This window comes from uncultured Deefgea sp. (assembly GCF_947072475.1).
Classification (GTDB): domain Bacteria; phylum Pseudomonadota; class Gammaproteobacteria; order Burkholderiales; family Chitinibacteraceae; genus Deefgea.
Map to the genome: position 1 here is coordinate 34469 of NZ_CAMTIA010000022.1, position 15095 is coordinate 49563.

At 49.9% G+C, this 15095-nt stretch carries 15 protein-coding genes; 5 read left to right on the top strand and 10 right to left on the bottom strand.

Going from position 1 to position 15095, the window contains the following annotated elements:
- Nucleotide 1: 1 nt before the first annotated feature.
- The 5 genes from Q0V82_RS09140 to Q0V82_RS09160 form a co-directional block, all read right to left on the bottom strand.
- On the bottom strand, nt 2–715 hold the full coding sequence (locus Q0V82_RS09140; protein ID WP_297574928.1) for a PilW family protein: 714 nt from the start codon (nt 713–715) through the stop codon (nt 2–4).
- The gene (locus tag Q0V82_RS09145) at nt 706–1236 is read right to left on the bottom strand and encodes a GspH/FimT family pseudopilin (protein WP_297574930.1); all 531 of its coding nucleotides are present in this window, start codon (nt 1234–1236) and stop codon (nt 706–708) included. Before Q0V82_RS09145 ends, Q0V82_RS09140 begins: the two co-directional genes overlap by 10 nt.
- Nucleotides 1237–1383: 147 nt before the next feature.
- The gene (locus Q0V82_RS09150; RefSeq protein ID WP_297574933.1) at nt 1384–2370 is read right to left on the bottom strand and encodes an L-threonylcarbamoyladenylate synthase; all 987 of its coding nucleotides are present in this window, start codon (nt 2368–2370) and stop codon (nt 1384–1386) included.
- 64 nt (nt 2371–2434) lie between these two features.
- Nucleotides 2435–3907, bottom strand: a complete 1473-nt coding sequence (locus tag Q0V82_RS09155) for a diguanylate cyclase (protein ID WP_297574936.1) — start codon at nt 3905–3907, stop codon at nt 2435–2437.
- Nucleotides 3908–3916: 9 nt separating this feature from the next.
- Entirely contained in the window at nt 3917–4414 is a 498-nt protein-coding gene (locus tag Q0V82_RS09160; protein WP_297574939.1) for a hypothetical protein, read from the bottom strand.
- Nucleotides 4415–4712: 298 nt separating this feature from the next.
- Here Q0V82_RS09160 and Q0V82_RS09165 point away from each other — a divergent pair, with 298 nt between their 5' ends.
- Complete coding sequence (locus tag Q0V82_RS09165) at nt 4713–4862, top strand: hypothetical protein (RefSeq protein WP_297574942.1); 150 nt, start codon at nt 4713–4715, stop codon at nt 4860–4862.
- Between the two features lie 52 nt (nt 4863–4914).
- On the opposite strand, the gene gltS is transcribed toward Q0V82_RS09165, so the two are convergent.
- The gene (gltS, locus tag Q0V82_RS09170) at nt 4915–6114 is read right to left on the bottom strand and encodes a sodium/glutamate symporter (protein ID WP_297574944.1); all 1200 of its coding nucleotides are present in this window, start codon (nt 6112–6114) and stop codon (nt 4915–4917) included.
- Between the two features lie 114 nt (nt 6115–6228).
- Nucleotides 6229–7461, bottom strand: a complete 1233-nt coding sequence (lysA, locus tag Q0V82_RS09175; RefSeq protein WP_297574947.1) for a diaminopimelate decarboxylase — start codon at nt 7459–7461, stop codon at nt 6229–6231.
- A gap of 126 nt (nt 7462–7587) precedes the next feature.
- Between lysA and Q0V82_RS09180 the strand changes: the two genes are divergently transcribed.
- Nucleotides 7588–8508: a LysR family transcriptional regulator ArgP gene (locus Q0V82_RS09180; RefSeq protein WP_297574950.1), complete on the top strand. Its 921-nt coding sequence runs from the start codon at nt 7588–7590 to the stop codon at nt 8506–8508.
- Nucleotides 8509–8701: 193 nt separating this feature from the next.
- Entirely contained in the window at nt 8702–9652 is a 951-nt protein-coding gene (locus Q0V82_RS09185; protein ID WP_297574952.1) for a D-2-hydroxyacid dehydrogenase, read from the top strand.
- Between the two features lie 105 nt (nt 9653–9757).
- Here Q0V82_RS09185 and Q0V82_RS09190 read toward each other — a convergent pair whose 3' ends face one another.
- The 3 genes from Q0V82_RS09190 to phnD form a co-directional block, all read right to left on the bottom strand.
- On the bottom strand, nt 9758–11461 hold the full coding sequence (locus tag Q0V82_RS09190; RefSeq protein ID WP_297574954.1) for a TrkA family potassium uptake protein: 1704 nt from the start codon (nt 11459–11461) through the stop codon (nt 9758–9760).
- A gap of 7 nt (nt 11462–11468) precedes the next feature.
- The gene (locus tag Q0V82_RS09195; RefSeq protein ID WP_297574956.1) at nt 11469–11852 is read right to left on the bottom strand and encodes a DUF6394 family protein; all 384 of its coding nucleotides are present in this window, start codon (nt 11850–11852) and stop codon (nt 11469–11471) included.
- A gap of 1024 nt (nt 11853–12876) precedes the next feature.
- Entirely contained in the window at nt 12877–13845 is a 969-nt protein-coding gene (phnD, locus tag Q0V82_RS09200; RefSeq protein WP_297574958.1) for a phosphate/phosphite/phosphonate ABC transporter substrate-binding protein, read from the bottom strand.
- A gap of 276 nt (nt 13846–14121) precedes the next feature.
- Between phnD and Q0V82_RS09205 the strand changes: the two genes are divergently transcribed.
- Together Q0V82_RS09205 and Q0V82_RS09210 are read left to right on the top strand one after the other, a co-directional pair.
- Nucleotides 14122–14331, top strand: a complete 210-nt coding sequence (locus Q0V82_RS09205) for an FmdB family zinc ribbon protein (RefSeq protein ID WP_297574963.1) — start codon at nt 14122–14124, stop codon at nt 14329–14331.
- 23 nt (nt 14332–14354) lie between these two features.
- Nucleotides 14355–15056 carry a DUF502 domain-containing protein gene (locus Q0V82_RS09210; RefSeq protein ID WP_297574966.1) on the top strand — a complete coding sequence of 234 codons (702 nt, stop codon included), beginning with the start codon at nt 14355–14357 and terminating at the stop codon, nt 15054–15056.
- The last annotated feature ends 39 nt before the right edge of the window (nt 15057–15095 follow it).

A 15095-nucleotide genomic window follows, 5' to 3' on the forward strand; every position in this document is an offset into this window, starting at 1 on the left:
ATTACTGTATTACTGGCAAGTTTCTTAATTGCACTGTTTGTTCTAATTCAGCATTAAACGCGGGGAGGTTAACTCCTGCACCTTGCGCGCTTTGGCCGCGGATATAGAGTGTGATATTGCCTGCCGCTAAAGCGCCAATTTGCTTGGCTGGCGTGGCGGTATTTTTAGTTACGGTTGGTGTAGTGCGTACAGTAAAGAAAAAATTACTGATGTTGGGTGCGCCACTATTGGCGCTATTAATTGGAAACCAGCCATCCACTTCCTCGCCAGTACAGCTTGTAGTGCCAGTTGCGCCATTGAGTAGCACTAATACTTGGTTGTTTTTAAAGGTTAAGCCAAAAACATCCTCACTTCCGAAAGTTCCATTGCCAGAAGAAATGGCCGCGCTATCGTAATTGTCGTAGCGAAAAATAACGCATTGGTAAGCGTTTTTTCCTTCGATGGTTGCGGCTTGGCTGAGGTAGACTTTTCTAAATTGTGGGCTTAAATCCATGTCCTTGCTGTAACCTGCACGGCGTAAATCGCGGCTGGCTTCAGCCATCACTGAGCGTAGGGCTTCATGTAAATTGGTTTGTTGAATCCCTTCTTTACCTGATAACACGCTACCTAAGCCAATCGCCGATGCTGCACCAATCAGCATTAAACCGATGGTCAGTGAAATCATTATTTCGATTAAAGACAAGCCTGTTTGTTTGGAGAGGCGAGTTAAGCGCATGTTACATATCCACCGATGCTTGAAGTTCCATTGCTACAGATTGAGATCAATCCAGTTGGCGTGAGATTGATTCTTAATTGGTAATTACCACCAGCAATTGACATACTTTGTGTTGTTTTTACCGTAATGTCGTTGTTGTTAAAACCTGGGCGTTGGCTCCTCGGTGTGAAGCGTGTTTTGTCTATTTTGCTGGTGTTGTCGATGGTTAAGGTAATTGCGTTATTAAATTCGTTAGCACTGATAAGCCGATAAATTGTGCTGTTACTGCAATTGGCCGTAATTGCAAGTTGCCAGGTACTGCTGTTTTTATCGGTAATGGTGAGGCAAGTTTCTTTGTTTTGTTTAATGCTTTCTGATCTGGCATAACTCAACGTTGATTGAATTTCTTCCGCTGCGCCTTTTACTCGTGTTTTGATTAGCCAGTCACTAAAGCTTGGGATGGCGATTGCCATTAAGGTGGCGGCGATAGCAATCGTAATGAGTAGTTCAATGAGTGTGAAGCCTTGGCTAGGGTGCCGCATGATGTCCGATCAAATTGGATTTGTTATTGTGATTTGATGGTACGGGGTTTTGCTTACTGGGGACAAGACCACTTTTCTAGTGTGGGAAGAGCGGTCTTATCTTGGTGACGAACGGTAGTTTGTTGTTGCTTACGGTTAACAACTTAACTAGGCGTTGATTTTTTTGTGTGCTGCACGATTCAGCCGATCGTGAATAGCGAGCCATTCTGCGCCTTCCGGCGGGGTAACGAGTAATAGTTGATCGTAGCCTTCACGGTCTAGCTGGCGCAGTGTGGCGTAGATTTGTTGGGCGTAGTCGGCCGGATTATCCGGCATTACATGCTCGATATACGCTGCATGGTCTTGACTATGCGAAGTGAGTAATACCACTTTCTTACCATTGGCGCTTTCTGTGGCTGCCAATTGCTGCATGCTGGCTAAGGGGCCGGTAATGAGCGGAGTACGTGGCGCGTAGTGTGAATCGAGTAAACCCGATACCCGTTGTTTGGCAGTGCTGCTGGTGCTGTGATGCTCAATCGCGTGCCCCAATACGGCTTCGATGGCGGCGCGTGAAATGCCGCCCGGGCGCAGTAGTTTGGCTTGGTCACCGACTAGGCTAACGATGGTGGATTCAACGCCAACGTCACAGGCACCGCCGTCCAAAATTAAACGCACTTGCTCAGTGCTAAATTCATGGCGGACATGTTCAGCGGTGGTGGGGCTAACGTGGCCAAATTGATTGGCGCTGGGCGCGGCGAGGCCGCCGCCAAATTGCAGCAGTAATTCATGGGTGATCGGGTGCGCTGGCGCGCGCAGGCCAACGGTGTCTTGCCCGCCGGTGACCGCATCGCTGACATGCGCTTGGCGCTCTAAAATTAGCGTTAACGGGCCGGGCCAAAATGCTTCGGCCAGTTGATACGCGCTATCGGGAATGTTCTGCGCCCAGTCCGCCAGTTGCGCTACGCCGGCAATATGCACAATGACTGGGTGATCATTGGGGCGGCCTTTGGCGGCAAATATTTTGGCTACTGCGGCATCTTGACTAGCGTCGGCCGCCAAACCGTAGACGGTTTCCGTTGGGATGCCGACCAGTTCTCCGGCACGGAGTAAGGCTAGGGCGGCAGAAAGATCGGCTGGAGAGGGCGCTAAGGTCATTTTGGTCTGGCTACACACTTGGGAATGCGCGGATTATAGCATTGCCCTTCATTCACGGTTTGCTTTAGCTCGGGCTCGGTGAGATGGCGTTGATCAGCACTGCTTCATGGCTCTCACTCGCCGTGATTTTAACTGCTGGGCTGTCATCAGACGATTGCTGACGCAAAAGCACGATGAGCCTGCGCTGCTCGATCAATTGTGGGATGTCATTGGTTAGATTAACTGGGCGCTCTTCAGGTCTAAAGTCACTGGCTGGGCAGATGCCTGCCCAAGTATTTCGGCCATTATTTTTCGCTAGATAAAGGCAGTAATCGGCCAGACTGGCGGCGTATTCCCAGCTGCAGGCTTCGGGGTGCTGATCGATGAATGGAAAAAAAGCAAAACCAACTGAACAAGTGAGCCGAATGGGTTGAGCGGTATCAATATTAAAGTGGTGATTTTCGATATCAGCTCGAATTCGTTCGACCAAAATCGGAAATTTATGCCGATTGACGTTGCTGGCCACAATTAAAAATTCTTCTCCACCCCAGCGCACCACGGTATCGCTATCGCGAGCGGCTTTTTGCAAAATTTGGGCAATTTGTTGCAACACCAGATCGCCCGCATGGTGGCCAAATTGATCGTTCACCCGTTTAAAATGATCAACATCAATCATTAATAAGGCCAAATCTTGGTTGGCGTGCTGATCGGCTTGATTTTTAAGCTGATTAGCGCGATGCGCCTTCAAGGTGATGGCGCTCATGCCCTGCATGGTGGTTTCGAGAAAACGGCGGTTTTTGAGTTGGGTGAGTGAGTCGGTATTACTTTGATCAAACAACAAAGCATTGGCGTTATTGAGCTCTTGGGTGCGGGCGGCCACCATAATTTGGCGTAATGGGCCACCCACCCAGCGCGCTAACCAAATGGCGAGGCCACCGGCCAGTCCAAATGTGCCGAAGACAAAAATAAAGATCATTTTTTCCATTTGATTGGCCATCAGGTGCTCTTGTTTCACCCGCTCGCTGAGCGACAGCACTTGCTGCTGGGTCATTTGTTTGAGGGCGTTGAGTACTTGATTGTATTTTTCTGCCGCATCATTGAGCGACAGATCCACGGCGTCGCGCCGAGCGGCTGGCGTGTCTTCAGACAAAATCTTCAGCACCTCGCGAGAGGCATTGGCCCAAGCGGCTAAGGTTTTTTCAAACGCGGGCGGAGGGGTGATTTTGGCTTTATTTAAGGCCATGTATTGCTGCCAGAGTACATCCAGTTGGGCGAGGTGTTCGGTGTGCTTTTGCTGTGTTTCTTGTGCGCTGGGGGTTGCGGTTTGCATAAATAGCAGACTGCGTTCGGCCAAAATGACTTGATGCATTTCGCTTTGCGCTTGCTCTAATTTGAGCAGTGCCGGCACGTCTTGGGTGGCAACGGTTTGAAAGGTGGTGGTCATTCTCGAAAATGCCCAAATGCCAACGCCACCGATCAGCCCCGTTAACATGGCCAATGCGCCAAAACTAATCATCAGTCTGGCTAATACCGAAAATCGATCTGTGCGGGTATTCATTATCGTCCTTTAATTGGCGAGCTTTTCGAGCTGTGACAAATTGATGCCGACCACTAAAACCCCGATCGGTTTGCTGGCACTCAATACCGGTACTGCGATTTGGATGGCATAGGTTTGGGTCGATTCATCAAACTCTGGTTTGCCTTGCCAGGCTTTTCCGGTGGTAAACGGCAGGTCAAACTTGGCTTGCCCTTGATGGATATAGCTTGAGGTTTTTTCTATAAAAGCGACTTTTTCGCCTTTAGCTGCAGATAAAAATGCTTCGCTAATTGCGACTTTGCTTTTGGCTTGCATCGATTTGAGGTATTGCGCTGCGGCATTGGTTTGAAACTCATTAATCAGTGCATCACTGCGCCGAATGAGTTTCCATTTGGCGTTATCCATGCCGGGCAATGGGCCGATTTGATTTTGTTTTTCTACCGCTTGTACCACGATTGGATTGGCTGCCCATGTGGCAATCAGGGTTTTTTGTTTATCGAGCTGACTTTGAATTGCCGGCGTCATCATGAATTCGCCAGCATAGAGGCTGGTATTAAAGAGTAGAAAAAGCATGCCAAGCACGGATGCTGCAAATAGTCTTACGTTTTTCATAACACCACCTTTCTGTTAGCTTGTTTGTGCCGCTTGAATCAAGGTTAGTGTATGTCTCTGGATTTTGCTCGAAGGCTTGCTACTCAGCAAATTGGTGTGGATTGAATGAGCCAGAGTGAAAGCCGCGATGTGCTTAATATTTGCAGAGCGTTGGGTGGGTATATGCAGCTAAGTGAATGCCGATGAACTCTGCAACCAGATACCGGCATAAATTTTGGGATACTTCGATTTGGTGCCGATGGTGTTAAGTGGCTGTGGTGCGGCGATTTACAGTCGTCGTTTCCGCGTGATGAGCGCGGCACGGATCAACAGCAAATCGGAATGCGCGGTCAATGGTGATGGCCTAGATGTGAATCAGGGCTGATGCGCTAGCACCAACCCTGATGATTGTGCAGATTTGCCGTTCGCGGCGTGGCTTAATAAATCGGCAAAGCCAAAAAGAGCTTGATAATGATGGCGTTTAAAATATCGATAAAGAAAGCGCCAACCATCGGTACCACGATGAACGCCAAGTGGGATGGACCAAAGCGATGCGTTACCGCTTGCATATTGGCAATCGCCGTAGGCGTTGCACCCAGACCAAAGCCGCAATGACCGGCTGCCAATACCACCGCATCATAATTTGACCCCATCACGCGGAAAGTCACAAAGATGGCGTAAGCGGCCATGGCCATCGCTTGTACTGCGAGCAAAATCACCATCGGCAGCGCTAAATTTGCCAATTCCCACAGGCGCAAACTCATCAAGGCCATCGCTAAAAATAGCGCCAAGCTGACGTTACCCAACACCGAAACTTCACGTTCAAACACTTGGTACCAGCCAAGGCCAGACAAGACATTACGTAGCACTACACCGGTAAAGAGCACGCACACAAAGGTCGGTAATTCAAACGCCGTGCCCGATAAGACTTCGGCCAAAAACTGCCCGCCTGCCAAGCTCAAAGCAATTAAGGCCAGTGATTCAATAAATGAATTCACCGTGATCAGGCGCGTGGCTTGTGGCTCTTCAAAGCCGGTTGGCGCTTGATCTTGGTTGTGCTCTGCGCCGGGGACTTTGACCTTACGCAGCAAAAACTTGGCCACTGGCCCGCCAATTAAGCCGCCTAGCACCAAACCAAACGTGGCGCACGCCATCGCCAATTCGGTGGCACCTTGAATGCCAAATTGTTCGCTAAACACCGAGCTCCATGCGGCTCCCGTACCGTGACCACCCGACAGCGTGACTGAGCCAGCCAGCAGCCCTAAATGACCATCCAGCCCCAATAGATTGGCCAAGCTAATGCCAATGATGTTTTGCATTAATAGCAAGCCAGCCACGACGCATAAAAATTTAATCATCACGCTGCCGCCGGCTTTAAGGCTGGCTAAATTGGCCGATAAACCAATGGTGGCAAAAAAGGCCAGCATTAAAGGCGTTTGCAATGAGGTATCAAATTTAACGGTCACGCCAGCCACTTGCTGCGCAAATAGCATCAATAACGCCACCACCAAACCACCTGCGACCGGCTCGGGGATGGTGAAGGCTTTTAGCGGCGCTGTTTTTTCGACCAGAATTCGACCAAATAGCAAAACCAGTGAGGCAGCAACTAAGGTGCCGTAGCCACTAATCGTAATCATAAGGGTTTCCTAAGTAATGCCCATGTGGAATGTGGCGCTGTAAGAATAAGGGCGGCCCAATTGTGTCGCCTATTACCAGTAATTACAATGTGGCACGGTGTTAACTATTTCGCTTTACAATTCAAGCGCTAACAGTTCGGCGACGGTTTGCCGGCGGCGAATTTGCCGGATCGCATCACCATCAATCAGCACTTCCGCGATCAGCGGGCGGGTATTGTAATTGGACGACATGCTGGCGCCATAAGCACCGGTATCGTGAAAAACCACCCAATCGCCAATTTGAGTGCTGGGCAGTAAGCGTGGCTCAACCACGCCGCCTTCGGCCTGAGTAAATACGTCCCCCGATTCACACAAAGGCCCAGCCAATACCGTTGGGCGTAGCGCACCATCAGCCGGGGTACCATCGGCGCGCAAGATGCTGATTTCATGATAACTGCCATACATTGCTGGGCGCATCAGATCAGAGAAACCAGCGTCGACCAAGACAAAATGATTGCTACCAACGTCTTTTTTGGCACGCACTTCGGTGATTAACTGTCCACTTTCTGCAACTAAAAACCGACCGGGTTCAATTTCTAAGTGCACTGGATGGCCTAAAAAGGCGGCAATCTCTTGGCGCGCGCCATCCCATAAATGAAAGTAATGCGCGGTATCAATCGGCTCGCCACCCACTTGGTAAGGGATCGATAAACCGCCGCCCGCTGAAATCGCCCGAATATCGCGGCCTGATTGTTTCACTTGCGCCACCATCGCCGCGCAAACGTCTTGCAAATGGTGGTAATCCACGCCCGAGCCAATGTGCATATGCAGGCCGACCAAATCGAGTTGGTATTTTTCAATCAAAGCCAATGCTTCGGGCAGTTGTGTGTGCCAAATACCGTGCTTGCTTTGCTCGCCACCGGTATTGGTCTTTTGGCTATGTCCATGGCCAAAGCCGGGGTTGATCCGCAGCCAAACGCGGTGTCCTGGATGCGCTTCGCCCAGTTGCTCTAGCATTTGCGGGCTACCGCAATTGACTTGAATATCAAGCTCAACCACGCGCGCCAACGTGGCGCGATCGAGTAAATCGGCAGTGAACACGATGTCGTCGGCATCGACACCGGTGGCAAAGCCCGCCGCAATCGCGCGCTCGATTTCACCGAGCGAGACCGAATCGACTTTGACGCCTTGCTCGCGCATCAATTTGAGAATGTGAATGTTTGAATTGGCTTTTTGCGCAAAACGAATGGTGTCAAATGCCTTGAGTTGGCCAATGCGCTGGCGAATCGTCGCGGCGTTGTAAGTCCAGATTGGCGTCGAAAACTCGTTGGCAATGCTGCAAATCTGTTCGGCGTTTAGCGCTTTCATGGGGTTTTCCAGTGGTTTGGGTCGGGCTAAGCATTCATCGCGGTCATGCCGCGTTAGCGCTGTGGTTGGCATTTTTATGACGGCTATTCAATCAGATTGCTAAATCGTGGTAAAACGATTAATTCTATGCCCCCACCATTTTTGCTTATGTTTGATTACAAATTACTCGAAGCACTGGATATGGTTTTGCGTTGTGGTAGCTTTGATGCGGCGGCCAAACGTTTGCATTTAACGCCGTCAGCGATTTCGCAGCGCATTCGCCAGCTCGAAGAGCGCCATGGTGAAGTGTTGTTGCGGCGGGAAAATCCGCTTAGCGCCACCGCCAGCGGCGAACAACTGCTCGCGCATGTGCGGCAAGTTCGCTTGCTGGAAGCCGATTTAGCCACGCGATTTGACGCCAGCAATGACGATGTTGCATGGAGCAATTTACGTGTTGGCATCACCGCCGATAGTTTGGCCATTGGCCTGATTGCGGCGATCGCGCCCAATTTAGTGCCGGCAAAATTATTGCTCGATTGCGTGGTGGAGGATGAAGCCTACACGCTCGATTTATTGCGCTCGGGTGATGTGATTGGATGTATTAGTACGCAGCCATTGCCCGTTGCTGGCTGCGTGGCAATACCCTTGGGTGAGCTTGCCTATGTGGGCGTGGCCAATGCGGCGTTTGTTGCGCAATATTTTGCTGGCGGGGTGAATGCACACAGTTTGGCTGGCGCACCGGCGGCGGTGTTTGGGCAAAAAGAGAGCTTGCATCGGCGCTTGCTGCGTGAACGCTTTGCTTTGCTCGATGCGCAATTTCCTTGCTATGTGATCCCCGAAAGCCACGCGCTGTATGCCGCGGCCAAGTCGGGGTTGGCGTATGCGATTGTGCCGCGCGCACAAGCGGCAGCAGAGCTCACTGCTGGAACGATGTGCGAGATCGCCGAATTGGCGACGACGGTGCCGCTGTATTGGCACCATTGGGCGCGACCAACACGGCCCGCTTTGGCCTTGACTGCCGCGATTGAGCAATTTGCCGCCCATCATTTTGCCGTTGAAGGGCGATGATGAGGGGCGCGTAAGCTGGTGCACAGATTTTGCCCTGATACTGCTTTACAAAACGCTGGCGTAGAATGATTACGCTGCTTGCCTTGTCTTAGTGCAAAACTAAGGCGGCGAGCAAACCACACGTTAACAGTCCTGCGGGTAGCGTGTTTTTTAGAGGGTGAGTTTTGGCTTGGTTTTTTACGGAGTGAATGTGATGCATGAACCTTTAATCGTTTTTTTGGATCGAGCCAGTTTGCCGGTGCGCTTAAAACCGTTGGCTTTGCCGCATCATTGGCAAGAGTATCCGCAAACGCTGGCCCAGGAGGTGGTAGCTAGGCTGGCGGGGGCGACGGTTGCCATTAGTAATAAAGTGCCTATTAACCGCGAAATGATGGCCGCTTTGCCCGATTTAAAACTCATCGCGGTGGCGGCAACCGGATATAACCAGATCGATGTGTCGGCGGCGAAAGAATTGAATATTGCGGTATGCAATATTCGTGATTATGCAATTCATGGTGTGGCCGAGCATACGCTGATGCTGATGTTGGCTTTGCGGCGACAATTGCTGTCGTATCGGCAGCAGGTGTTGGCTGGGGCGTGGCAGGCGGCCAGTGGTTTTTGTGTGTTTGGCGCGCCACTGCATGATTTGTCTGGGAGTCGTTTGTGCTTGATCGGCTCGGGCGCGCTCGGGCAGGCGACTGCGGCGTTGGCACGCGCTTTTGGTATGCAGGTGTTTTTTGTTGAGCATCGCGGCGCGGCCAGTGTTCGACCGGGGTATTTGGCATGGGATGAGGCGTTGGCAACGGCGGATATTTTAAGTTTGCATTGCCCGCTCAATGACGCAACGCGTGGCATGATTGCTGCGCCCGAATTGGCGGCGATGAAAAACACCAGCTTACTGATTAACACGGCACGCGGTGGTTTAGTCGATGAGGCGGATTTGCTAACGGCGCTGCAAACCGGACAAATTGCCGGTGCGGGCTTGGATGTATTGGTGACTGAGCCACCGACTGCGGGCAATGCATTACTGGATGTCGTGCTACCCAATTTATTGATTACGCCGCATATAGCGTGGGCCAGCGTGGAAACCATGCAAACCTTGGCCGATCAATTGATCGATAATATGGCTGGCTTTTTGCAAGGCCAAGCACGCAATTTACTTTGAGCTTGCTGGTTGTAGATGGTTGGAGGTGGTTCGAGATGGTGTGTGATGCTGTGTACTCGCCTGTAGCCCGCCTGAACACGGCGGGCTGATCGAAAGCGTTGCCGTTTAGCTGCGTTCGCGCCACGCGGCAATTTTGCGAAATATCCAGCTTTGTGGTTGCTCAACACCGGTGCGAGCGTACTCCATTAGGCTGACTTCACTACACATGGCTTGATGTGATTGCTGGGCATGATGGTCGCCAATAAACAGTAATTCATCGCCATAGCGCAGCATGTCATCGGCTTTGGGCAATAGAATATCCTTCTCACCATGGCGGCGCAGTAATGCAATGCATTGCAGTGGCCGGCCGTGATCAATCACGCTGTGATAAAAATGTTTGATCTGTAATGAAGGCAGCGGACGGGCTAGAAAAGCTTGCACTGCGGCTGGGTTTTTAGCGTTTAACCGCACCGTCCAGTGCTCCGGCACAATCCCTTGGCAGAGATTGTCGATGTCGATGGTCAATTGGCTGGCCCATTCGTCCTCTTTAGTCACTAAAGCCAATACAAACTGAGCCAATAGCGGATTGGCCATGGCACGTAATGCTTCATGCGCGACGACTTCGCTGCGAATTGAAATAAAATTCGGCGCAAAGGCGTTGAACAATAAATGATTGGTGGCTAGGTTTTGCCGCGCAACAATAAACAGCGCGGGGTTAATCGCCCGTGCGGTGGCCAGCGACGAGAGATTATTGGCGTCGTCATCGTGGCAGACAAATAAGCCCACGGCGTGCTCAATACCGGCGGTTTTGAGCGAGGCGGCGTCCACGCCTAAGGCTTGGTGGTAGATCTGCGGGTCGAGCTCGGGTTGTGGGTCGGGGTCGATAATGTGAACGCTAATGCCTTCTTGCGATAAAGCTTTGTGGATGGAGCGGCCAAAGCGCCCATAACCGACAATCACCCAATGCCCTTTGGGTGGCTTAATGCTTGGCGGGAAAGGGTTGCCAGGAAAGTCCGACAAAATTTTACGTAAGTGCGAAACAGCAGGCGCATGCATTGCCAATTGAAACTGCTGGCCCACGGCTTCAAACATATTAATGACTTTATTGGTGCCAAATGACGCCATATTGTCGCTAATTTCTTGGTTTTTACTGCGGCAAATCGACAGTAGCTTAGGCCGTAAAACAAAGGCGGTAATGGCAATCGATAAATTGGTGTTTTCGTTACCGGTAATGCCCAGCACACCAATGCAGCGTGGGTGAGATAGACCGGCGATTTTGAGTAACTCAGGATTGGCGGCGTCGCCAGCGTAAAATGGCGCGTCAAAATGATAATCGGCCAGTGCCACATCGTTAATGCGTTCTTCGCGCAGATCAATCACCACAAAACGAATATCTTGGGTGTCGAGCACTTGGCAAAGAATGCGCCCAGTTTGCCCGTAGCCGCAAATCAAATAAAACGGTTCGTTCATGCGCTTTACTTTGCTAGTAAAGCGAGTGTACTGAATCGCTTTGGTGAGTGCTTGATCACGCGTGAGGGCAAAAATTGAGCTTAATGCATAAGCCCAGCCAATCACCGCCAGATAAATACACACTAAAACCCACATCCTTTGCGCGCTGGTAAAGGCATAAGGAATCTCACCAAAACCAATGGTGGTGGCGGTGTAGCTAATAAAGTAAATCGCATGGAAAAAATCCATACGATAAGGCTGACCGGCGTCATCCATGCCTGGAATGAGTACCAGACCAAACACCGAAACGGCGTAAATCAAAATCAGCGTGATGATGGGCGTTCGTAAGCGCCGCAGCATTAAAAAGAAAATATTGGGCATGGCAGGCTTAACGGCGATGTTGCAAGGTTTCGCCAATTAATAAAATCACCGAGACCAGATTGGCCGCCAAAGCGCCTGCTGAGAGCGACACAATGGTGGTGGTAATCGCTGGCGTCATACCGAGTTGGGTAATGTAGAGCGCATTCCACCATACCAAGCTGGCGGCAATCAGTTGTAAATCAGCCACCAAGCTGGTGGCCAAATGCAGCGCGCCCACTTGAGTGCGATCACCAAATTTAATCACCGTGGCGATTAAATTGACGACGATGGCCGCAAACAGCTCATTCACATCGTGCTGGTGGGCGACGTCGATTTGGCCAATGACAAAGCCAAAATTGAGCGTAAAGGCCAGCAAAATAAAGAAGCCAAAGATGACTTTTTCTAAATTCATGATGAAGTTCCAATCTAGTAAATCATGAGCCGATAATGGGTCGCTGTGAGCTGCGCATTAAATCAGCGCCTATACGGCAGTCAATCATAAGGGCCAGCGATCGGCCTTTCAGTCGTGGCGCATCATGCTTTGCTTCCTCTTTCTGGTCAAATCATTCACTGTAAACCGAGGTGTAATTATTACAGCTCGCTAGGGTCTGTTGACGTTGGGTTTACCAAGCCCGAAGGGCGGGGGCTGGCAAGAGATGGCTGGCGCAGTAGCGTTGAATTTTATCCCCAGAAGTCGTGGATAAAATCCAGCTCCAGCTGTGGGTAAGTCACTTAAGTCGTTGAAATTAAGTGTCTCTTGTAAAGTGGCTAAGCCCATGTGAAAAAATAGGCCATTTCATGGCTTTATGCTCAACTGGCGTGAGTTGATGCGTGCATAAGCTGTGGATAAGCGATCTATCTCAATGATTTATTAGGATAAATAAAGACTGACTTTTTTTTGGGCAGGTTTTTGGTGTGATAGGGCGAGATTCAATTGAATCATCCATTGAATCTTTTGGCGGGTGCGAAAGGATAAAATTACGCCACAGATCGGAATAAGTAGGTACAAGCAGTTACAAGGAGGGTATTGCAGAGTGTTGCATGAGCAAGCCGCTGGGCTAAAAAATGAACGGCTTAGTTTCAAGCCGATCGTTAAGCCATAAGGGGCTTATTATTTTTTGTCGCTGGATTTTGCTGCAGGCATAAAGCCAGCTGCCGGTGCTGTGGCTGATTTTTCTTTCTTCGGTTTTTTAGTTTCTTTATTGCTGCGTGCTTGACCCTTGGCCATGATGTTGCTCCGGTTTGATGATTGAGTAAGGTAATGCTGAATGCAACCCGCACGGTGCGTCGCGCACGAGGTTCGTTTCATCATAGGCGCATCAAGCGTGGCTTTGGGATTTAATTACGCGATTAGCCGCAATCATCAGTCTGGGTATATTGCTGAAACTTAAATTTAATAAAAGTAAGCGGCGTATACCCCAGACGTGATGCGGGGGTTATTTGGCCCCGCCAAGTAATTGCGTGAGTTGGCGGTAGCGTTTGTAATAGGCTTCTTCGCGCTGGGCTTTTTCGGGCTGAGCGAGTTTTTTATTGAAGGTCAGTTTGAATAAATCATGAAACAGTTGCAAATCAGTGACTTGGCGTAGGCTGCGATTGTCTGCTGCGGTAAAACCCGCCAATTGATCGGCATAATACAGCCGCTGTTTGGCGAGAGCCGTATTGCTACCCGTTTTGCCGTACTGAGTAAAAAAGACGTTGATTTTGTTTTTGAGTGGCGCTGGGAGGTCTTGTCGTTGAATCAGGGGATCAAAAGCAAATTCTGGCGACTGCCAAATCACGCGCATTTTGGCGTGATCGCGGGGGTATTTTTCTTTGAGTTGCTCTAAGTCAAAAGAATTACTCACCGCCACGTCAACGCGCTGAGTGGCCAGTGCAATAAAGGATTGCTCTGCATTGCCATACACAATGTGTTTGAAATAATTTTCTGGGATGATGTTTTTTTGTAAAAACAAATGGTATTGCGGAATGTAATAGTCAGCGGTGCTGCCGTTGATGCCCGAAGCGTAGCTCAGTTGTTGCGGGTGTTGTAGCAGTTGCTCGGCATTTTTGATCGGGCTGTTGGCGCTGACTAACATCACGCTGCGATAGGTTGCCTGATTGCCACTTTGCACTAAGGAGGCAAACACTTCGGCCTTGGCATTTTCGACGGCATCGAGTGCCAGCTTATTGTCAACGCGGGCGACTTGGATTTCATTGTTTTTTATTTTATTCAATAAAACCGCTCTATCGTTGCCCACCCATGCCTTCACCGGCTGGCCAATGGCGATGGCAAGATCATTGAGAATCGGTTGCCAATCTTCTAGCGTTTGTTCGTTATTGCGTGAGGTGAGTAAACCTATCGTGATCTCCGCCTGCACCGGCAGCGCCAAGCAGCAAAGTAGTAAACAGAAATGGCGAAGTAGCATAGGTAAAAATCTCGAGTACGCGAAATGCGACATCATAGGGTTTCAATATGACAATGGTGTGAAGTCTTTGTAAGTAATGGGTAGTCAGAAATCAGCCGTCGACGTTTGCGGCTAATGCGGTGATGCCTTTGCGGCACCCAGTCAAAAGCCATGCGGCGCGGGGTAAAGCGGCTTTGATTTGGTTTGAATATTTGCTTTGAATGAGTCGTGGTTTCGACCTTGGCGTGTGAACAAGGTATAATCAGCGCCTTCTGGTTTGTCGCGTATGAATATTTTATGCCTATCTATGCTTATCGCTGTACTGAGTGTGGTCATCAAGACGAGCACTTACAAAAAATGTCGGCGGATGCTTTAACGCAATGCCCAGCTTGCCAAGTCGAAAAATACACTCGATGTGTAACGGCGGCGGGCTTTACTTTAAAAGGTTCGGGCTGGTATCAAACTGATTTTAAAGGCGGTTCTAGCGCAACCGGTTCGGATTCTTAATTGATTTTTACTTGAGTAAAATTGTGACCTCATTATTTAAGCGCTACTTTTTTACTGGTTTATTGATTTGGATTCCTTTAGTGATCACATTGTGGGTGCTTAATCTATTGATTAGCACCATGGATCAGCTAGGGGCATTTGTACCGAATCAAGTTCGTCCTGATTTTTGGATTTTGCAAGCGTTAGCGCAGTTATTTCCCGATTTAAAAGGGGTAGAAAACATCCCTGGATTTGGGGTGATTTTGACGGTGCTGGTGCTGTTTTTAACCGGCATTTTGGCGGCTAATATTTTGGGTCGTCGCTTGTTGGGGCTGGGCGAATCGATTTTGAAGCGCATTCCGATCGTTCGCTCGATTTATATGAGTGTGAAGCAAGTTTCAGATACTTTGTTTTCTGATTCTGGCAATGCGTTTCGTAAAGCGGTCTTGGTGCAATTTCCTCATCAGGGTACATGGTCAGTCGGTTTTGTGACCGGTATTCCCAGTGGCGAAATTAGCGACAAACTCGGTGGCGAATTGATTTCGGTGTTTGTGCCTACGACGCCAAATCCGACATCGGGCTTTTTGTTTATGGCTAAAACCGATGACGTTAAAGAGCTGGATATGAGCGTGGATGAAGCATTGAAATACGTGATTTCGCTGGGGGTGGTGATGCCCAGTGCGAAGCAGTTGCTTGATCTGCCGCAGGCTGTATCGGTAGCGCCTGCCGCAGTAGTAAAAGGTTAATTAAAAGATAATGTGGCAGTGCCACCAGCGGGCTTGTCC

Excerpts from the sequence above, each read along its gene's own strand:
- Q0V82_RS09190 (WP_297574954.1), bottom strand. The coding sequence starts at position 11,461 with ATGCCCAATATTTTCTTTTTAATGCTGCGGCGCTTACGAACGCCCATC.
- Q0V82_RS09160 (WP_297574939.1), bottom strand. The coding sequence starts at position 4,414 with ATGATGACGCCGGCAATTCAAAGTCAGCTCGATAAACAAAAAACCCTG.
- Q0V82_RS09150 (WP_297574933.1), bottom strand. The coding sequence starts at position 2,370 with ATGACCTTAGCGCCCTCTCCAGCCGATCTTTCTGCCGCCCTAGCCTTA.
- Q0V82_RS09185 (WP_297574952.1), top strand. The coding sequence starts at position 8,702 with ATGCATGAACCTTTAATCGTTTTTTTGGATCGAGCCAGTTTGCCGGTG.
- lysA (WP_297574947.1), bottom strand. The coding sequence starts at position 7,461 with ATGAAAGCGCTAAACGCCGAACAGATTTGCAGCATTGCCAACGAGTTT.
- Q0V82_RS09205 (WP_297574963.1), top strand. The coding sequence starts at position 14,122 with ATGCCTATCTATGCTTATCGCTGTACTGAGTGTGGTCATCAAGACGAG.
- phnD (WP_297574958.1), bottom strand. The coding sequence starts at position 13,845 with ATGCTACTTCGCCATTTCTGTTTACTACTTTGCTGCTTGGCGCTGCCG.
- gltS (WP_297574944.1), bottom strand. The coding sequence starts at position 6,114 with ATGATTACGATTAGTGGCTACGGCACCTTAGTTGCTGCCTCACTGGTT.
- Q0V82_RS09140 (WP_297574928.1), bottom strand. The coding sequence starts at position 715 with ATGCGCTTAACTCGCCTCTCCAAACAAACAGGCTTGTCTTTAATCGAA.
- Q0V82_RS09155 (WP_297574936.1), bottom strand. The coding sequence starts at position 3,907 with ATGAATACCCGCACAGATCGATTTTCGGTATTAGCCAGACTGATGATT.
- Q0V82_RS09180 (WP_297574950.1), top strand. The coding sequence starts at position 7,588 with ATGCCCCCACCATTTTTGCTTATGTTTGATTACAAATTACTCGAAGCA.
- Q0V82_RS09195 (WP_297574956.1), bottom strand. The coding sequence starts at position 11,852 with ATGAATTTAGAAAAAGTCATCTTTGGCTTCTTTATTTTGCTGGCCTTT.
- Q0V82_RS09145 (WP_297574930.1), bottom strand. The coding sequence starts at position 1,236 with ATGCGGCACCCTAGCCAAGGCTTCACACTCATTGAACTACTCATTACG.